We start from the raw sequence: 17,351 nt of genomic DNA, 5'->3' as shown, positions 1-17,351 counted from the left end.
AAAATTGATAAAAATCGCTGTTCCTAACAAGGGAAGGTTGAGTGAAGAATCTATAAGGCTACTTCGTAGCATAGGGCTGAAAATAGCGCTTGAGGAGAGAAGTCTCTTTTTGGAAACTCCTAAATATTCTATAATCTTCGTTAGAGCTCAGGATATACCAGGCTTCGTTGAAGAAGGAGTTGCTGATATCGGCATTACAGGTCTCGACTTGGTGCTCGAAACAGGCAAGAAAGTAAAGAAATTACTGGAACTAAATTTTGGCTACTGCAGACTTGCAATTGCAGTACCTGAGAAATCTAAAATTTTAGCAGTCGAAGATATTCCAAACAATGCGAAGGTAGCGACATCTTTTCCTAACTTAACCAAAGAATATTTTAGAAAAATAGGTAAGAAAATAGATATTGTAGAAGTTAGCGGTACTGCAGAAATAGCGCCTCACTTGGGTGTAGCAGAATTAATTACGGATTTGGTAGAAACCGGCGCTACGCTAAAGACAAACTATTTAAGAGAAATAGGCACTATAACAGAATCAAAAGCTGTAGCTATTGCTAACGAAAAAGCTTTAGAGCTAGAGGAGAAGAAGAGAAAGATAAACGAGCTTGTTGCAGCATTAGCAAGTGTAATTAACGCAACAGGTAGAAGATACCTAATGGCAAATGTGCCTAAAGAAGCGCTGGAAGATGTGAAATCGCTCATTCCAGGTATATCAGGGCCTACTGTAATGAGTATCATAGGCAGCGAGAAAATCGTGGCAGTTCATGCAGTTGTTAACGAAGAAGAAATCAACGGTGTTATTGCAGTTTTGAAAAAACTAGGCGCCACAGGTATTCTGATTGTGCCTATTGAAAGAGCAGTTTTATGAATATACCAATAAAAAAGCTATCAGAGCTATCAGAGCAAGAAAAGAATAAACTTTTCAATCGAAGACTTGATTTGGATAAGTATTTTAATGTGGTTAAAGAGATAATAGAAAATGTTAAGAGTAGAGGCGATAAAGCTTTACTTGAATATACTGCTAAATTCGATGGCGCTCAACTAAAAAATTTAGAAGTTAGCGAGCAAGAGTTTAAAGAAGCACTTTCAAAAATTCCTAAAAATGTAGAGAGCACTTTGCTGGCGTGTATTAAAAACATAAAAAAATTTCATTTGTTGCAACTTCGCAAAACCGAAAAAATAAAAGAGGGTATTGAGCTTGGCAGGCTCTTTCAGCCTTTGCAAGCAATTGGTATTTATGTGCCTGGCGGCACAGCCTCTTACCCGTCAACTGTAATAATGGCATGCATACCTGCAAAAATAGCAGGAGTGAAAGATATTGTTATTTGCACTCCGCCTAGAAAAGATTGCACAACAGATCCTTTAGTGCTTTTAGCTGCTAAACTTTGTAAAGTAAATAAAATTTACAAAGTAGGAGGTGCGCAAGCAATAGCAGCTCTAGCTTATGGCACTGAAAGCATCAAAAAAGTTGATAAAATAGTAGGTCCTGGCAATGTCTACGTAACTGCAGCTAAACTATTGGTTTCAAAAGATGTAGATATAGATTTTCCATGCGGCCCAAGCGAAATTTTAGCAATTGCGGATGAAAAGGCTGATAGCGAGCTATTAGCGCTTGATTTACTTGCGCAAGCTGAGCATGACGAGAATGCACATGCAGTTTTAGTAACAACATCGCAGAAAATAGCTAACGAAGTCAAAGTTAAATTGCTAGAGTTAATCGAGAATTTAGAGCGAAAAGCCATAATTCTCAGAGCTCTTGAAAGTAACTCAGCGATTCTAATAGCGCACTCCATCCAAAAGTGTATAGAATTTGCAAATCTATATGCGCCTGAGCATTTAGAATTAGTTGTTAGCAAGCCTGTAGCGCTAGGCAAGATAAAAACCGCAGGCTCAGTTTTTTTAGGCGAGTCAACGCCTAGCGTTGTTGGCGACTACTCTTCAGGCTCTAACCATATTTTACCAACTTCTGGATATGCAAGAACGAGATCGGCACTAAGCGCAGATGATTTTGTTAAATCTATAACTTACCAGAAAATATCTAAAAAAGCACTCTTTACACTTGCAGAGCCGGCAGTGAGAGTTGCGCGCCTTGAGGGCTTTGAAGCACATGCTAAAAGTCTGGAGAAAAGGTTAGAGAAATGGAAAAAGCGAGGAAAGACATAAAGCTACTCAAGCCTTACTTTGCAGAGCAATTCAAAGGACTTAGAATGGATACTAACGCTAATATTTTAGGCATTAATCCAGCAATAACAAGAGCTCTGAGCACAGCTAAATTCGCAATTAATCAATACCCGGCTCCAAACTCAGATTTTTTAAGAAAAGCTTTAGCTAAAAAATTGAAATTATCCCCAGATAATATTATCGCAGGAAACGGCTCAGATGAAATTTTAGATTTTATAATGAGAGCTTATTTAGAGCCTAACGATGCTCTGGCTATCCCAACACCTACTTTTGTTATGTATAAAATTTATGGTATTTTGAATTTTGCCAAAGTAATTGAGATTCCTTTAATCAGAACTAAAAAAGTTTGGGATTTAGATGTAAGCGCGTTTTTAAAGGCAAAACCGAAAATTACAATTATCGCAAATCCAAACAACCCTACTGGTAATTGCTTCCCTGAAAATGATATCTTAAAAATTATTGAAAGCTCAAAAGGTATTATCGTAATAGATGAGGCTTATGCAGAATATTCTGGCAAGAGCCTTTTGCCATACATTAATAAATATAGCAATCTGATAATAACAAGAACTTTTTCTAAAGCTTATGCTCTAGCAGGTCTTAGAATAGGTTATGGGGTAGCGCAGCAAAGTATTATCGAAGAACTGCTCAAAGTGAAGCCGCCTTATAACTTGAATGCTGTAAGCGAATCACTCGCAATAGAAGCTTTGAAATCTAATGCGTGGCTGAAAAAAATTGTAAAAATCACTATAGAAGAGCGCGAGAAATTAAGTAAAGAGCTTGAAAAGCTTGGTTTTGAGGTCTATCCGTCAGTGACTAATTTCGTACTTGCAAAAGCGCCTATTAACTCAGAAAAATTATGCGCAGCTTTAAGGAAGAAAGCAATATTGATAAAAGATTTTGGCATGCAAAAAGAGCTTGAAAATTGCGTTAGAATTACAACTGGCAAAAGGGAAGATAATTCCAGACTGATAAAAAGTATAAATGTAATTTTAAGGTCATGAAAATCATTCCTAGCATTGATTTACATAATGGAAAAGTAGTTAAATTGCTACATGGCAAACTCAATACAGGTATTGTATTGAAAGAGAGCGCTTTAGAGCTTGCTATTAAATGGCGAGAAGAGGGCGCAGATTGGCTGCATTTAGTGGACTTGGATGCAGCATTAGGCATAGGCAATAACCTCAAAACAATTGAAGAAATAATTGAAAAAGTAGATATTAAAGTGCAAGTGGGTGGTGGAATAAGAGCCACAGAAAAAGCTTGCGAGCTACTAGAGAAAGGCGCAAATAGAATAATAGTGGGCACACGCGCTGTTATAGATATTGACTGGCTGAAAGAGCTAGCTTCAAAACTAGGCTCTAAAATTATAGTTGCGGTAGATTCTAAAAACGATAAAATATTAGTTAAGGGTTGGCAGGAGAACAGCGGAAAAAATCTAGCTGAATATGTAAAAGATGTTGAAAAGCTCAATCTGTGTGGCTTCTTATACACTAATATCAAGACAGAAGGCAGTCTTAAAGGTATAGAGCTAGAGCCTATAAAAAAGCTCAGAAAACTAACGAGCAAGGAAATTTTAGTTTCAGGTGGAATTTGCAGGATTGAAGATTTGAAGAAACTCCACCAAATTGGTATTGATGGCGCTGTGCTTGGTATGGCACTATATAAAAAAAAGATAAATTTTGGAGAAGCTATTAAAGAACTAAAAAGGTATAATTATATAAACTAGCTTGCTATTTTTTTTATTATGAGAATTCAAAGAAAGACCAAGGAAACTGATATCGCTCTAGAGCTGGAGATTTACGGTGAAGGCAAAGCTAAGATTGAATTAAAGCCCGAGAACAACTTTTTAGAGCATATGCTCACAACGCTTGCTAAATTTGCAAATTTTAATTTAGCTGTTAGAGCAAGCGGTAAGGACGAGCATCACCTATGCGAAGATATTGGAATAACTTTAGGCAAGGCATTACGCGAAAAATTAAAAAAAGAAGTTAAAATAAAGAGAATTGGTAAATCAATTTTGCCTATGGACGATGCTTTAGTATTAGTAAGTGTAGATTTAATTGAAAGACCTTATGTTAATGTAGATTTACCAAATGAACTATATCTGCATTTCCTTAGGTCTTTTGCTCTAGAGTCAAAAATCACTTTCCACAACCTAATTTTGCGCGGTAGGGAAGAGCATCATATAGTAGAAGCCACTTTTAAAGCTTTGGGTTTAGCTCTGAGAGAAGCGCTTGAGTTTGAAATGAAATTGAAAAGCACAAAAGGTGAGGTTAAATGGAAGAAGACCTAAAATTTGATGAGCGTGGGCTAATACCTGTAATAACGCAGGACTATACTAATAACGAAGTGCTGATGCATGCATGGCTCAACAAAGAAGCTTTAGAGAAAACGCTTGCTACAGGAAAAATGCACTACTGGAGCAGGGAAATGAAAAGAATATGGCAGAAGGGCGAAAAAACAGGCAATGTGCAAGAGCTCGTTGCTTTGAAAGTAGATTGCGATAGAGATTCGATTTTGGCTAGAGTAAAGCAGAAAGGTAACGCATGCCATACCAACAGCTACTCATGCTTCTTCAATTCTATAATTGAGAAAGAGAAAGGCGCTAGTCTAATTTACGAGCTTTTGAAAGTGCTGGAAGAGAGGAAAAAGAGTCCTTCTGAAAAATCATATACCAGCAAGCTTTTAAGCAACGAAAAATTACTAACAGATAAAATAATAGAAGAATCCAAAGAAGTTGCAACTGCATCCACAAAAGAAAATTTAGTTTGGGAACTAGCAGATCTTTTCTATCACTGTATGGTACTTATGACTGCTCACGGTATAGAGCCAATCGATATTTTCAGAGAGCTTGAGAGGAGGAGAAAATGACCTACGATTTCCATACCCATACGTTACTCAGCGATGGCGAACTTTTGCCAATAGAGCTTATAAGGAGAGCTTTTGTTCTTGGTTATAAAGCAATTGCTATTACAGACCATGTGAGCCCTTCTAATCTAGAAAGTGTTATAGCAAGCGCTACTAAAGATTGCGAGCTTGCTGAAAAACACTGGGATATTATCGCTATAGCAGGAGTTGAGCTAACGCACATACCTGTAAAAGCAATTTCCAAACTTGCAAAAGAAGCCCGAAAAAAAGGTGCAAAGCTAGTAGTTTTACATGGCGAAACACCTATAGAGCCTGTGGAGAAAGGAACTAATTACGAAGGCCTGCGCTCAGATATAGATATTTTAGCGCATCCTGGTTATTTAAGTTTGGAAGAGGCAGAAATAGCTTATAAAAACAATATCTTTATAGAGTTGACTAAAAGGGGAGGGCACTCAATAGCAAACAACCACATTGCAGAAATTTGTAAAAAAGCAAATTGCAAGCTATTGCTGAGTACAGATGCCCATTCTGAAAAGGATTTATTGAGGGAAGGAGAACCTAGAAAAATATGCCTAAAATTAGGTTTGGGAAATGAGATAAATAGAATTTTAGTTGAAAATCCAATGTCTTTATTGAAAAAATTGGGCTATTTATAAATTTTTTTTTGTAGATTGTTCAAAAAATCTCCAGAAAGCCTTATTAAGTTTTATATATCTATTAATTTTTATGAAAAAGCTATTCGAATCGGTTTCTGAACGAAAAGCTAGTGCGCTAAAAATACAGAGTGCAATCATTAAAGCAACAGGCGACTATTTGAGGAGCGAGGGCTTTGTTGAAATTCTGCCAGTTATAATTTCGCCTATTACAGATCCTCTAAGACATGCTACAGGCAGTGCTATTATAGAATACTATAACCACAAATATCAATTGACAAAGAGCATGATATTTCACAAGCAGCTTGCTATACTGACAATTCCTAAAATTTTCTGCTATTCGCCGAATATAAGATTCGAGCCTGTAGAGCTGGCAGATACAGGCAAGCATTTAGTTGAGTTTGTTCAGTTAGATTTAGAGGTAAGAGATGGTGATCGCGAGGAGCTAATAAGATTAGGCGAGAATTTGGTTATTCACACATTGCGCTGTGTAAAGGATAGTTGCAAAGAGGAGCTAGAACTTTTCAAGCGCGAGCTTAGAGTCCCTAACAAGCCTTTTGAGCGCATTAGTTACGAAGACGCTTATGATAAATACGGCGGTAATTTCGAAGCTGTTCTCTCGCAACTTCACAAAGAGCCCTTCTGGATTATAGACGTTCCTTTGGAAGCACGCGAATTTTACGATAGGGAAAGCGAAGAGAAGCCTGGATATCTTGTAGATATGGATTTAATCTGGCCAGAAGGGTGTGGAGAAGCACTATCTGGTGGCGAGCGCGAATACGAGTATGATAGAATTATTGCCAGAATAAAGAAGCAGGGCTTGAAAGTAGAAGACTTTATTGTGTATTTACAGCTTGCAAGGCAAGGTCTTTGTAAATCTGCAGGTTTTGGACTGGGCATAGAAAGATTTACTAGATACGTTTGCGGAGCTAAAAGAATAGAAGAGGTCACTCTTTTCCCTAAAACTCCTGGCGAGTTGGGAATTTGAACTTCCTTCCTTTCGTTATAACCTCGAACTTAGCATCTGCTTTTATAATCTCTGGCAATTCGCCCCACAACCCTAATTTATCATTTACAATAACCAAAGCTCCTATTATGCCATCAATATTTTTAACAACTTCGAAAGATTTCTCAATTTCTTCTTCACTTCTCACAGCATTTCCTAGAGCTGTAGCTGCAGAATCTGCAAGAATTGCGTTATTAGCGACAACGACGCTCGCATCAGCCTTCCCAAAACTAATAGAATGCCCTATCGTAGCTGATGAAGTGCATATTCCTAAAGGCGTCGTCTCAGGCATTATTTTCAAAGCTAAATTTTTTATTTTAGACTCGCCTGCATATATTCCTACGTTGGCAGGCTTTTTAAGAGCCATTGCAATATCTCCACCGTTATCAACAATTGCATGCTCAGCACCTTTCTCAAGCATAGCTTCAAGAGCAACTTGCGCAATAGCGCCTGCGACTGCACTCATAGGGCCTATACCAAATTTAGAGCTTTCTTCGCACATTCTCTTGACAATCTCAGGCGCTTCTTCGTTGCAATGATAAGGCTCCAAGGTAATTGCAAAAAGCTTGGCTTGAAAAATGAATTTTTCAAGTTCAGCGCGCGCTCTCAAAACAGCTCTCTTCGCTACCTCACTATATTCCTGCTCTTCTGCAATTATAGTAATCGCAGTTTCACTTACTTGGAACAGCTCCCTCAGCATTTTCTATGCACCATCAGAGCTTGATGGGGACATGCGTTAATGCACAAGCCACATTGAATACATCTTTCGTAATCTACAGAAATTGATTTGTCTTCTTTGTAGTTAAATACTTTCGTAGGGCATATTGAGATACAAGCGCCGCAGTTTATACATTTTTCTTCGTTGAGAATTATAGGCTTCTCAAGCATCGATACGCTCGCGCCCCTAGACCTTAGTAAATTAACAATCTTGGTGTAATCTTTTTCTGGAATATCTATAATCATATCTCCGCCATGCTCATCCACAGTTGCTCTTAATATATTAATTAAACTTTTACTCTCTAAAATTGTTTGCGCTATAACGGGCTCGTTAACTACCTTTCCTGGAAAGTAAACGCGAACTTTCATTTTATTAATAATTTGCTCAATGCACTTGTAGTTATCATTCCTACAACTTTCTGCTCTTTATCAACTACTGGTAGTGCAGAAATATTATGCTCTTGCAGTTTTTTAGCAGCGCTTTCTACACTTTCTTCAAGCTCTGCAGTGATAACTTTTTCAGTCATTATTTCATCTACAAATCTATATTTACCAAGTACAGCTTTAGAAATATCCCAGGAAGTTAAAATACCCAGAATTTTATTTTCTTTAGAAACTACAGGTAAATGGTCTATATTCTTCTCTATTATCAAATTAGCTGCTTCCCTAATGCTAGAGCCTCCTTTGATAGTAATGACTGGCGCAAGCATTACATCTTTTACTCTCATTATCTCTTCTTTCATAGGCTTGAACACTACATCGTACGGCAATTTTTCTAAAGGCGCGGAAATCAAAAAATTACCTTTTTCAAGCCAGTTTTTTAGTTCCAGTGCTATCTTCTTAGCAATGAAATAGCTTGAGAGTGATGATGTAGGTACTTCTTTACCTTGAATTTCTATTAATCCTGATTTGAGCTCTTCGTAAGTTACTTTCCTAAGTATCGGTCTGTCTCTTTTAGGTACTGAGTAATCAAGCACGTTAGTAACTATATCTGCATCTTTAATTGCAGTCTTTCTTGCAATGCTTTCGTTTAGTACAGGGATAGGAACGCCTATACCAACGTATAAAGTAACGCCATATTTATGGAAAATTGCAGGTTTTAAATATTCAGCTGACATTTCTTTTAGGTTGCCTTTTACCATCAATGTACCAAAACCTGCTTTTGGATTATGCTGAGTACCTTCGCCAATTACATAGCCTTTACCTCCTCCTAAAAATATTTTAGTGCCAATTCCTATAGTCTCGTAATCAGGGTCGTTGCATAGCGGCGATAATGCACCTGCGCCGGAAAAAGTTGCATTACCAAAATTTGGCAGTAAAGTACCCATATAGGTATAGAGAGTTTTATCTGAAGAATTTGTAGCCACATTATATCTTTGATATGCATTCCTTGGATTGACCATTATAGCTTGATTTAAATATTCTAAAGTAATTTTGGTCTTCAAGCTCTTTTTAGGATAGCAGTCAGTTCCGTAGCTAACTGCTCTCAGCTCTATTTCCTTGCCTAACAGCAAATCTTCAATTACGTGCGCTCCGCCGTAGTCAAAACCTTTTGTTTCGCTAAGCTGGGTTGCACCTAAATAAGCATCTACAGCTGCTATACCTGTATATGCCTCAACATCATTCAGCCAAACGCGCTGCATTTTTATAGGCTCTTCTGAGTGACCAAAATTAAGAAAAACGCCACTAGAGCACATAGCTCCGAAAGTGCCTGTTGTTACCACATCCACTTCTTTCGCAGCCTTAGCCAAGCCTTTCTCTTCTACAATTAAAGACATTTCTTCTGCATCTACAACCACAGCATTACCTTCCTTAATTTTACGATTTATTTCTTCTAGAGTTTTAGGCATATTTCAAGGTGAAAGAATGATTTTTGCGGTATTTAGGAGTTGCGGTTTATGCATCTGAGAGAGCGTTTTTAAGAGATTTAACAAAACTCTCTATTCTTTTTGTAGAGGCACTTTCCTCTATAATTTTAACAACTGCGCTCCCCACAATAACGGCGCTAGCACCTGCTTTTACAGCCTCGTAAACATGTTTAGGCTTAGATATCCCGAAACCTAATGCAACTGGGATTTTTGCCTCAGCTAAAAGCTTTACTCTTTTAATCAGAGATTTTGCGGCTTTGCTAAGTTCTTCACGTGCACCAGTTACGCCGTAAACAGATACTAAGTAAAGAAAGCCTTTTGTCTTCTCAATAATCTTCTTGATTCTTTCGTTGCTTGAGGCAGGCGAGGCTAAAAAGATTGTAGCTATATCATAAGCTCTTGCTGCTTTTATCAGTGCATCACTTTCTTCAATTGGCAGGTCAGGGACAATAATCCCGTCTACGCCCACAGCGCTTGCCCTTTTAACGAATTGCTCTTCACCGAAATTGAAAATAATGTTGTAGTAGGTCATAATTGCAATTGGAATATCTGATTCTTTTCTTATTGTTTTTACTAGCTCCAGAACTTTTTCAGGAGTAGTACCGCTTTCAAAAGCTCTTAAATCTGCAAGCTGAATTGTAGCACCATCTGCAATAGGGTCTGAGAAAGGTATTCCTAGCTCTATAATATCTGCTCCAGCCCTTTCTAAAGCAAGTACATATTCTAAAGTTTTGCTCAAATTAGTGTCTCCAGCCATTAAGTATATTATAAGTTCATTTTTCTTTAATATACCCACCTCTTTATAACACTTTTGCACTTTATAGTACACTTCTGTACTTCAAAGTTAGATTTAAGTATCATTTAGAATATTTTTATGTTAATGTGGTCTATGATAGCTCAGAATTTCAAAAACCTGCCTGCAGAGTCAAAAGTAGCAAGGCTCCTTTTTAGCTACGGGCTTTGCTTGAAGGGAGATAAAATTTACTGTGGAAGGATAAAGCTGGCGGATACAGCAATTGCAAAGGCTTGCGGTGTAGATAGACGTGCAGTAAGCGCCACAATTCAAACAATTCAGAAGAACAGAGAGCTAAAAGAAATATTTTCTAGGCTTTTGCCTACTTCTTATTTAAAAGATGTGGCTCCTTTGATGGGCTGGGGAGTTTTGGAAATAGTAGCTACAGATGCTCGTCTGCCAGGAATACTAGCTGGTGTAGCTGGCGTTATTGCAAACTCTAAAATTTCAGTTAGGCAGGCAATAGTTGGTCATCCTGAACTTATAGAAGAAGAGCATCTCTTTATCATAACAGAAAAACCTATTCCAGGCAAAATAATACCTAATATAAGAAGCGTTAAAGGTGTAAAATCTGTAATTATACATTAAAAAATATGGCGAAAACGGTAGTTGGTGTTTTGGGCTGTACAGGGCTTGTAGGACAGCGCTTCGTTCAATTGCTCGCAGAGCATCCTTATTTTGAATTAGAATTTCTAGCAGCCTCGGAAAAATCTACAGGCAAGAGCTACGGTAGTTTAAGCAAATGGCTGTTAGATACTACTATTCCTGAAAATTTAAAAAATTTAAAAGTTAAAAATTTAGAAGATGTTGATAAAAGCGAAGCTGAGTTACTATTTAGTGCACTACCTGCAGAAATAGCGAAAGAAGTAGAATTAAAATATGCTAAAAAAGGGTTTAAAATATTCTCAAATACTTCCGCGTTCAGAATGCATTCTCAGGTTCCTATCCTAGTGCCTGAAGTCAATCCTGAGCATTTAGAGCTTGTTAAATATTGGGAAAAAGGTTTTATTGTAACGAATCCAAACTGCACTACCGCAGGCTTAGTGCTTGGATTAAAACCACTAATGGAATTTGGAATTAAAAATGTTGTAGTAAGTACTTATCAAGCTCTCTCAGGCGCAGGCTATCCAGGAGTAGCTTCTTTAGATATTTTAGGCAATGTGATACCTTTCATAGAGGAGGAGGAAGAGAAAGTAGAGCGGGAGAGCAAAAAGATTCTTGGTAAGCTTAAAAATAAAAAAATTTTATATGCTGAATTTGAAGTAACGGCAAGCTGTGCTAGAGTACCTGTAAGAGATGGCCATTTAGAGAGCGTTGTTGTAGAGCTGGAAAAAGATTTAGAGCTTGATGACATTAAAAAGGCATTCTCGCAATTTAGAGCTTTGCCTCAGAAGTTGAAACTGCCAACTGCACCTCAAAAACCAATAATTGTTTTAAATGCTGCAAATAGACCTCAGCCTGCTTTGGATGCTTATGCAGGGGAGCCAAATCGAGCCAGAGGGATGGCTGTAAGTATAGGGAGATTGAAGAAAATTGGCAGAAAAATAAGATTCTTCTTGCTTTCTCATAACACTATCAGAGGCGCTGCAGGCTGCTCTTTGCTCAATGCAGAGCTAGCGCTGAAGGAAGGATATTTGTGAATAAGAAAACTTTTAATATTACCAAACAAATGGACTTTTGCTAATGGTAAAGCTCAAAAATATTGTTACTAAGGAGACTTTTCGTAAGGCGGCAGACAAAGAATTTATCATGGAAACCCTAACTGACGAAACTCTAGAGCCTCATCTCTATTTGGCAATTCTTATAATTATTGTGATTATCGTATCCTTAATTATTGCGCTAATAGGTATTTAGTACAATTTAAAATTATTTTTTCGCTAGCGCCCAAATAGTTCTCGAATTTAAGTAGCTCATCCAATTCTTTCTGACTAAGTAAAGATCTTATTTTTTTGCTCTTCATTACTGCTTTCTTGAAGTCTTTTTCTAACGAGCATTTTCTAAGCTCTTCATAAGCATCGAAGCGCGGCAGCCCTTTCTTTACCAGCGCTAAGGTTAGAGCTTCACTCATAATTTCAGGATGCTCTTCTAAATTCTTTCTCATTCTGTCAGGAAATACTAGAAGGTTATCAAAAACGTCAATACAGTCTTTCAAAATTTCATCTGTTAAAATAAAGGAATGCGGTATAATAAAGCGCTCTGCAGATGAATTAGTTAAATCTCTCTCGTGCCATTGAATTGCAGACTCAAAGCAAGGTATAATAAAAGTTCTTACTATTCTTGCAAGTCCGCAAATCTTCTCGCAAGTTATAGGGTTCCTTTTCTGAGCCATTGTAGAAGAGCCTATTTGCCCTTTACCAAAAGCTTCAGCTACTTCCATTATTTCGCTCCTCTGCAAATTCCTTATTTCAGTTGCGAATTTTTCTAAACTTGTTGCAATGTTAGCTAGTAAGGAGATAATTTCTATATAGCGATCGCGCTGAACTATCTGGGTACTGGCTTGCTCGATACCGAGACCAAGCTTCCTCATTACAAAATCTTGTATTTCAAGAGCCTTTTCGCCTAAGCCAGCACCACTACCTACGGCACCGCTAAGCTTGCCAACCACCGCTCTTTTTTCGCACTCCTTTAGTCTATCTAAATGGCGCTGAACCTCGGTTGCGAAAACAATAATTTTCAATCCTAAAGTTATAGGCAAAGCTGCTTGCCCATGAGTTCTACCAAGCATTATTGTAGATTTGTGCTTGTTTGCAAGCTTAATTAAAGAGTTGCGTAACTCTGTTAAATCTTTTTCTATAATCTTCAGAGCTTCTTTTAACTGCAATGCATTTGCAGTATCTACAATATCGTAGGAAGTAGCTCCTAAATGAACTGCTCTGCCTCCTTTGCCGCATTGCTCAGAAAGCGCTTTTACTAAAGCCATAATATCATGCTTAGTCTCTTTCTCTATCTCTTTTACCCTCTCTAATTTAACAAATTTAAGCGAGGCTTTTTTTGAAATTGTTTCTGCATCTTTTTTAGAGATATTGCCATAATGGGCGTGCGCTTGGGCAAGGGCACTTTCCACGTCGAGCAAATACTGCAACTTTCGCTCTTCAGTAAATAAAGCCTTCATTTCTTCTCTACCGTATCTAAATTCTAATGGGCATATCATACTAATCATCAGAACAAGTATTGGAAAGGGAAATATTAATATTGATGGCATACAATATTATTAATGGCACCTAGAAAGATGGGTCCCCAGACAACTTTACAGACGTGACGTCGTAGGATGAGTTTGGAACAACCCAGGTGCCAAACACCCCGGCGAGGGTTAAGAGGATAGAAAAAATGATATTCTCTGTTACCGCCGGGGAACACATCACCTGTACATGGTAAAAAAGTTATCTTCTAAATCTTACACTCAAGAGCAGCTTGAGGAGCTTGAGGCGTTACTCGAGAATTTAATGGCGTTAAATATATCAGTACCTGTAGTTGTAGAAGGTAGGAAAGACGAGCTAGCACTTAGAGCCCTAGGCCTAGAAGGCGAGATCATAAAAATAGCTCCCCTTCCTTTACCTACTTTTTGCGAAAGAATAGCTCAGCGATGTGGCGAGGTTTTGATATTAACAGATTGGGACAGGAAAGGCGGCATTCTTTGCAGGCAGTTGAAAAATTTTTTAGAAGTCAATGGAGTTAAATACAACGATAAAATAAGGGAAAAGCTTGTAAAATATGTTAGGAAAGAAATAAAAGATGTAGAGGGACTCGTTGCATTTTTAAATAATATTCGTAGCAGAGTAACTCTAAAGCCCAGACAAAGAAGCCAAGCTAATGATTTCATTGCAGGATTGGTATGAACATTCTTCAAGTCCATAACACAGCTAACATTCCTCAGCTACTTGCTAAAACTCTACGAAAATTAGGCGTTAACTGCGATTTTTTTTTGAATCTACGGCTGAAGCGGACGTTAGAAATTATGGTATTGTTCATGGACATTATGCGTTAAACAAATCAACGATCAAAGCAAGCTTCCGGCTTAGCTCTAAGGTTAGCTCGTAAATTTCTATACAAACTCGATTTGTTCATCTTTGTAAGCAAACGCTTTTGTTTTTTTCAAACTTCTGTTGTACCTTCTGATTGCTTTTGCATTCCTAAAGTCCTTCACTAGATCCGGCATAGCGTAGAGACCATTTACGCCAACAAATATTTGCATTTTTTTTACCTCTCTTTTTTGCCTCTTATGGCTATTTCTACACCGATAGCTTACGCTATCAATGCTAAATTTTGAAACATCCAAAATTTTAAGAGAGCATACGCTAATATAATCCCACCAGATTGGTGGGACGCGTAGCTCTCTTAGGGAAGACTAGAAATCCTCCCGCTACGCGTTCTGTAAAAACGGTCTCAAAAAAGATTAAATTTCTGGCTTTAAGGCTCTAAAAATCAGAAAATTTCACCAACACGGAATGTTCCGCACACAGAAAATCTAAAAATATAAACTCAGATTAAGTGAAAGACTAAAAATCGCTTAATTGTGCAACAAAGCAGATTTCGCGTGAATATTTTACTGATCTGATAAAATTCGATCGTAATTTTTAGCCCTTCGTCCAAACTTATTTTCGGCTCCCAGCCAAGTAATTTCTGTGCTTTGCTTATATCAGGTTTCCTTCGTAGAGGTTCATCTTTAGGCAATGCTGCAAATACAATCTTTGAGTTTGTGTTTGTGAGTTCTTTGACTTTATTTGCAAGCTCTAGAATTGTTATCTCTTTTGGGTTACCAAGATTTACAATTCGATCTTCTTCAGAATTAATTTTTTCAGCTTGCATCATTCGGTAGATCCCTTCTATCAGATCAGAGACATAGCAAAAACTTCTTGTCTGAACGCCATTTCCATATACAGTGATTGGCTTATTACTCAGTGCTTGAACGATAAAATTAGATACAACTCTACCATCATCTTCTCTCATTCTCGGCCCGTAAGTATTGAAGATCCTTACAATTCTCACATCCGAATTATACTTTCTGAAGTAGCTCATACACAGCGCTTCTCCAAACCTCTTGCTTTCATCATAACAACTCCTTATACCTATGGGATTTACATTGCCCCAATAACTTTCTTTCTGAGGATGCTCTTTTGGATTGCCGTAAACCTCGCTACTAGATGCAAACAGAAATTTTGCTTTTTTCTCTTTTGCTAAATTAAGCATATTATAAGTACCTAGACTATTCGTGAGTAATATTTCAATAGGATGTTTAGGAAAATCTACAGGCGAGGCTCTTGAAGCTAAATGATAAATCTCGTTAATTTCTTCTTTTATTTTTAGTGGTTTTGTAATATCATGATTGATAAATTTAAAATTTTTATTTTTGATCAAATGTTCGATGTTTTCTTCTCTTCCGCTTCCTAAATTATCTACACAAATTACTCTTCTATTTTTTTCTATAAGGTAGTCACACAAATGAGAGCCCAAGAAACCTGCGCCGCCAGTTACCAAAGCAGTTACAATCTTCTTTTCTGTCATATGTTCACTACAAAGATTTTACAATATACTTTAATTTTTCCAATGCTATTTTAAATCCCAATCCGTCATTTTCATATCCGTTCTCTATCTCAGGTACTATTCCTATACCAGAAGGTAGCTCTTTCATAATTCTAAAATCAATATCACCAATTCCTATCTGCAATCCTTCATGATAAGGCGCTCTTGCATCTGAAACATGTATATGTTTAATATAATTTTTGAGCTGGTCTGTCATATAATTAAGTTTATCATTACCGCCTTCTTTTGTAGAGAGATACGCATGACATAAATCAAATGTTATGCCTTCTATTTCATCTATAAGTTCGGTAAAATCGGTTGCTTCGACGCAAATATGGCTTTTGGCTAACTTGCCGTTTTCAAGCCAGTAAAACCAAGGCATGTTTTCAAGCCAGAAATGCTTGTAGTTTAATTCTGATAAAGATTTTTTTAAATTTTTTAGTAATTGCGATTTATCTAATGGTTTTAGGGAAATACCGCCTGGATGGATAATAATATGCTTTATACCTAACTGCTCTGCAAAATTTATTGTTTCCTGCAATGCTTTTATACTCTTATTGCGCAACGCAACATCAGTACTAGCAATATCTACAAGAAAATCTTCGTAATACTCAGGAGCGTGCACAACAGCATTTACATTGTAATTCTCCAAAACACCAGTAAATATTTCTATCGTCTTATCATTATACTCAATAAGGTCTCTCTTACCTATAAAAATCTCAACTAAATCAACATTTAATTTTAGCATTGTATAGACATCATACCAGCCTGCTTTCACTCCGAACAAGAAGCTCATAATTTCTCAGCAAGAAATTTTTTCAGTTCTTCTCTAAATTCTTCTCTATCAAATGCAAACTCAATAGTAGTTTTCAGCCAGTCCATTTTGTTGCCTAAATCATATCTTTTGCCGATAAATTCGTAAGCATATATCTTCTGCTTCTTTCCTAAAATTTTTAATGCATCAGTAAGCTGAATTTCATTGTTTTTTCCGGGTGGCGTATCCTCTATACAACCAAATATTTCTGGTGTAAGTATATACCTGCCTAAAATACCCAAATTTGAAGGAGCTTCTTGAGGCTTTGGCTTTTCAACCAAATCTATAACCTCATATATCGGCCCTTTATTCGGTTTCGGCTTGATTATACCATAAGTTTCAATTTTATCTTCAGGTACTTTCTCAACTGCGATTATCGAGCTTTTATATTTTTCATATACTTCGATTAATTGTTCGGTGCACGGCACATCTGATATTACGATATCATCTCCAAGCAAAACAGCAAAAGGCTCTTTACCGATAAATTCTTTAGCGCAAAGAATTGCATCTCCTAAGCCGCGTTGCTCTTTCTGCCTTACATAATGAATATTCGCAAGATTAGAAATTCTCTGAACTTCTTTCAGCTCCTCTTCTTTACCATCCCTCCTTAGAATATGCTCAAGCTCAAAAGACTTATCAAAATGGTCTTCAATTGCTCTTTTACCTCTCCCCGTCACTATAATAATATCTTTTATTCCACTTGCTACTGCTTCTTCAACTACATATTGAATAGCAGGTTTATCAACTAAAGGTAGCATTTCTTTTGGCTGAGCTTTAGTTGCAGGCAGAAACCTTGTTCCTAAGCCTGCTGCTGGAATTACTGCCCTCATATCAAATGAGAAATAGGTTTTTAAGTATTTTATTATTGCTTCTTTTTAGAAGGAGAGTGTCAACTTAACACCTCCTTTATCCAATAGTTAGTAAAACCAGTGAAAGC

Annotated in this window: 20 protein-coding genes; 12 read left to right on the top strand and 8 right to left on the bottom strand. The window is 37.2% G+C overall.

Annotation, left to right across the window (positions count from 1 at the left end):
* Window positions 1-4 precede the first annotated feature (4 nt).
* The 8 genes from hisG to QMD21_01795 all read left to right on the top strand — a co-directional run bounded on the left by hisG (window position 5) and on the right by QMD21_01795 (window position 6,684).
* Entirely contained in the window at window positions 5-862 is an 858-nt protein-coding gene (gene hisG / locus QMD21_01830; protein MDI6855510.1) for an ATP phosphoribosyltransferase, read from the top strand.
* Entirely contained in the window at window positions 859-2,157 is a 1,299-nt protein-coding gene (gene hisD / locus QMD21_01825) for a histidinol dehydrogenase (protein MDI6855509.1), read from the top strand. Before hisG ends, hisD begins: the two co-directional genes overlap by 4 nt.
* Window positions 2,133-3,176 carry a histidinol-phosphate transaminase gene (gene hisC, locus QMD21_01820; protein MDI6855508.1) on the top strand — a complete coding sequence of 348 codons (1,044 nt, stop codon included), beginning with the start codon at window positions 2,133-2,135 and terminating at the stop codon, window positions 3,174-3,176. The genes hisD and hisC overlap by 25 nt, the downstream gene beginning before the upstream one ends.
* Entirely contained in the window at window positions 3,173-3,901 is a 729-nt protein-coding gene (gene hisA / locus QMD21_01815; protein ID MDI6855507.1) for a 1-(5-phosphoribosyl)-5-[(5-phosphoribosylamino)methylideneamino]imidazole-4-carboxamide isomerase, read from the top strand. The genes hisC and hisA overlap by 4 nt, the downstream gene beginning before the upstream one ends.
* An 18-nt stretch (window positions 3,902-3,919) precedes the next feature.
* Window positions 3,920-4,468 (top strand): imidazoleglycerol-phosphate dehydratase, encoded by a 549-nt coding sequence (locus QMD21_01810; protein ID MDI6855506.1) that lies wholly within the window; start codon window positions 3,920-3,922, stop codon window positions 4,466-4,468.
* Entirely contained in the window at window positions 4,453-5,046 is a 594-nt protein-coding gene (gene hisIE, locus QMD21_01805; GenBank protein MDI6855505.1) for a bifunctional phosphoribosyl-AMP cyclohydrolase/phosphoribosyl-ATP diphosphatase HisIE, read from the top strand. The genes QMD21_01810 and hisIE overlap by 16 nt, the downstream gene beginning before the upstream one ends.
* Window positions 5,043-5,699, top strand: a complete 657-nt coding sequence (locus QMD21_01800) for a histidinol phosphate phosphatase domain-containing protein (GenBank protein ID MDI6855504.1) — start codon at window positions 5,043-5,045, stop codon at window positions 5,697-5,699. Before hisIE ends, QMD21_01800 begins: the two co-directional genes overlap by 4 nt.
* 70 nt (window positions 5,700-5,769) lie before the next feature.
* On the top strand, window positions 5,770-6,684 hold the full coding sequence (locus tag QMD21_01795; GenBank protein ID MDI6855503.1) for an asparagine synthetase A: 915 nt from the start codon (window positions 5,770-5,772) through the stop codon (window positions 6,682-6,684).
* On the opposite strand, the gene QMD21_01790 is transcribed toward QMD21_01795, so the two are convergent.
* Genes QMD21_01790 through trpA form a run of 4 tightly spaced genes read right to left on the bottom strand, consistent with a single transcriptional unit; the run spans window position 6,656 to window position 10,083 of the window.
* Window positions 6,656-7,402 carry a UPF0280 family protein gene (locus QMD21_01790; GenBank protein ID MDI6855502.1) on the bottom strand — a complete coding sequence of 249 codons (747 nt, stop codon included), beginning with the start codon at window positions 7,400-7,402 and terminating at the stop codon, window positions 6,656-6,658. The two genes, QMD21_01795 and QMD21_01790, sit on opposite strands and share 29 nt — an antisense overlap.
* A complete protein-coding gene (locus QMD21_01785) occupies window positions 7,396-7,788 on the bottom strand; it encodes a 4Fe-4S binding protein (protein ID MDI6855501.1) in 393 nt (130 codons plus the stop codon). Before QMD21_01785 ends, QMD21_01790 begins: the two co-directional genes overlap by 7 nt.
* Entirely contained in the window at window positions 7,785-9,269 is a 1,485-nt protein-coding gene (locus tag QMD21_01780) for a homocysteine biosynthesis protein (GenBank protein ID MDI6855500.1), read from the bottom strand. The genes QMD21_01785 and QMD21_01780 overlap by 4 nt, the downstream gene beginning before the upstream one ends.
* A gap of 46 nt (window positions 9,270-9,315) precedes the next feature.
* The gene (gene trpA / locus QMD21_01775; GenBank protein ID MDI6855499.1) at window positions 9,316-10,083 is read right to left on the bottom strand and encodes a tryptophan synthase subunit alpha; all 768 of its coding nucleotides are present in this window, start codon (window positions 10,081-10,083) and stop codon (window positions 9,316-9,318) included.
* A 93-nt stretch (window positions 10,084-10,176) separates the two neighbouring features.
* Here trpA and QMD21_01770 point away from each other — a divergent pair, with 93 nt between their 5' ends.
* Genes QMD21_01770 through QMD21_01760 form a run of 3 tightly spaced genes read left to right on the top strand, consistent with a single transcriptional unit; the run spans window position 10,177 to window position 11,934 of the window.
* Window positions 10,177-10,668, top strand: a complete 492-nt coding sequence (locus QMD21_01770) for an amino acid-binding ACT domain protein (GenBank protein MDI6855498.1) — start codon at window positions 10,177-10,179, stop codon at window positions 10,666-10,668.
* A 5-nt stretch (window positions 10,669-10,673) separates the two neighbouring features.
* Window positions 10,674-11,720 carry an aspartate-semialdehyde dehydrogenase gene (asd, locus tag QMD21_01765; GenBank protein ID MDI6855497.1) on the top strand — a complete coding sequence of 349 codons (1,047 nt, stop codon included), beginning with the start codon at window positions 10,674-10,676 and terminating at the stop codon, window positions 11,718-11,720.
* A 43-nt stretch (window positions 11,721-11,763) separates the two neighbouring features.
* Window positions 11,764-11,934, top strand: a complete 171-nt coding sequence (locus tag QMD21_01760) for a hypothetical protein (protein ID MDI6855496.1) — start codon at window positions 11,764-11,766, stop codon at window positions 11,932-11,934.
* Here the strand turns inward: QMD21_01760 and purB are convergent.
* A complete protein-coding gene (gene purB / locus QMD21_01755; protein ID MDI6855495.1) occupies window positions 11,912-13,240 on the bottom strand; it encodes an adenylosuccinate lyase in 1,329 nt (442 codons plus the stop codon). The genes QMD21_01760 and purB overlap by 23 nt on opposite strands.
* Before the next feature lie 208 nt (window positions 13,241-13,448).
* On the opposite strand from purB, the gene QMD21_01750 reads away from it, so the two are divergent.
* Window positions 13,449-13,916 (top strand): DNA primase, encoded by a 468-nt coding sequence (locus QMD21_01750; protein ID MDI6855494.1) that lies wholly within the window; start codon window positions 13,449-13,451, stop codon window positions 13,914-13,916.
* A 643-nt stretch (window positions 13,917-14,559) separates the two neighbouring features.
* On the opposite strand, the gene QMD21_01745 is transcribed toward QMD21_01750, so the two are convergent.
* The 3 genes from QMD21_01745 to galU are packed head-to-tail and all read right to left on the bottom strand — an operon-like array spanning window position 14,560 to window position 17,244.
* A complete protein-coding gene (locus QMD21_01745; protein MDI6855493.1) occupies window positions 14,560-15,582 on the bottom strand; it encodes an SDR family oxidoreductase in 1,023 nt (340 codons plus the stop codon).
* Window positions 15,583-15,589: 7 nt separating this feature from the next.
* Window positions 15,590-16,396, bottom strand: a complete 807-nt coding sequence (locus QMD21_01740; GenBank protein MDI6855492.1) for a sugar phosphate isomerase/epimerase family protein — start codon at window positions 16,394-16,396, stop codon at window positions 15,590-15,592.
* Window positions 16,393-17,244, bottom strand: a complete 852-nt coding sequence (gene galU, locus QMD21_01735; GenBank protein MDI6855491.1) for a UTP--glucose-1-phosphate uridylyltransferase GalU — start codon at window positions 17,242-17,244, stop codon at window positions 16,393-16,395. Before galU ends, QMD21_01740 begins: the two co-directional genes overlap by 4 nt.
* Between the last annotated feature and the right edge of the window lie 107 nt (window positions 17,245-17,351).

The sequence above is a fragment of the Candidatus Thermoplasmatota archaeon genome (assembly GCA_030018475.1).
Lineage (GTDB): Archaea > Thermoplasmatota > JASEFT01 > JASEFT01 > JASEFT01 > JASEFT01.
The sequence above is the reverse complement of the archived record's forward strand: the minus strand, read 5'-3'. Positions and strand labels throughout refer to the sequence as shown.

Excerpts from the sequence above, each read along its gene's own strand:
- hisD (MDI6855509.1), top strand. The coding sequence starts at position 859 with ATGAATATACCAATAAAAAAGCTATCAGAGCTATCAGAGCAAGAAAAG.
- hisC (MDI6855508.1), top strand. The coding sequence starts at position 2,133 with ATGGAAAAAGCGAGGAAAGACATAAAGCTACTCAAGCCTTACTTTGCA.
- hisA (MDI6855507.1), top strand. The coding sequence starts at position 3,173 with ATGAAAATCATTCCTAGCATTGATTTACATAATGGAAAAGTAGTTAAA.
- QMD21_01810 (MDI6855506.1), top strand. The coding sequence starts at position 3,920 with ATGAGAATTCAAAGAAAGACCAAGGAAACTGATATCGCTCTAGAGCTG.
- hisIE (MDI6855505.1), top strand. The coding sequence starts at position 4,453 with ATGGAAGAAGACCTAAAATTTGATGAGCGTGGGCTAATACCTGTAATA.
- QMD21_01800 (MDI6855504.1), top strand. The coding sequence starts at position 5,043 with ATGACCTACGATTTCCATACCCATACGTTACTCAGCGATGGCGAACTT.
- QMD21_01795 (MDI6855503.1), top strand. The coding sequence starts at position 5,770 with ATGAAAAAGCTATTCGAATCGGTTTCTGAACGAAAAGCTAGTGCGCTA.
- QMD21_01790 (MDI6855502.1), bottom strand. The coding sequence starts at position 7,402 with ATGCTGAGGGAGCTGTTCCAAGTAAGTGAAACTGCGATTACTATAATT.
- QMD21_01785 (MDI6855501.1), bottom strand. The coding sequence starts at position 7,788 with ATGAAAGTTCGCGTTTACTTTCCAGGAAAGGTAGTTAACGAGCCCGTT.
- QMD21_01780 (MDI6855500.1), bottom strand. The coding sequence starts at position 9,269 with ATGCCTAAAACTCTAGAAGAAATAAATCGTAAAATTAAGGAAGGTAAT.
- QMD21_01770 (MDI6855498.1), top strand. The coding sequence starts at position 10,177 with ATGATAGCTCAGAATTTCAAAAACCTGCCTGCAGAGTCAAAAGTAGCA.
- asd (MDI6855497.1), top strand. The coding sequence starts at position 10,674 with ATGGCGAAAACGGTAGTTGGTGTTTTGGGCTGTACAGGGCTTGTAGGA.
- QMD21_01760 (MDI6855496.1), top strand. The coding sequence starts at position 11,764 with ATGGTAAAGCTCAAAAATATTGTTACTAAGGAGACTTTTCGTAAGGCG.
- purB (MDI6855495.1), bottom strand. The coding sequence starts at position 13,240 with ATGATTAGTATGATATGCCCATTAGAATTTAGATACGGTAGAGAAGAA.
- QMD21_01750 (MDI6855494.1), top strand. The coding sequence starts at position 13,449 with ATGGTAAAAAAGTTATCTTCTAAATCTTACACTCAAGAGCAGCTTGAG.
- QMD21_01745 (MDI6855493.1), bottom strand. The coding sequence starts at position 15,582 with ATGACAGAAAAGAAGATTGTAACTGCTTTGGTAACTGGCGGCGCAGGT.
- QMD21_01740 (MDI6855492.1), bottom strand. The coding sequence starts at position 16,396 with ATGAGCTTCTTGTTCGGAGTGAAAGCAGGCTGGTATGATGTCTATACA.
- galU (MDI6855491.1), bottom strand. The coding sequence starts at position 17,244 with ATGAGGGCAGTAATTCCAGCAGCAGGCTTAGGAACAAGGTTTCTGCCT.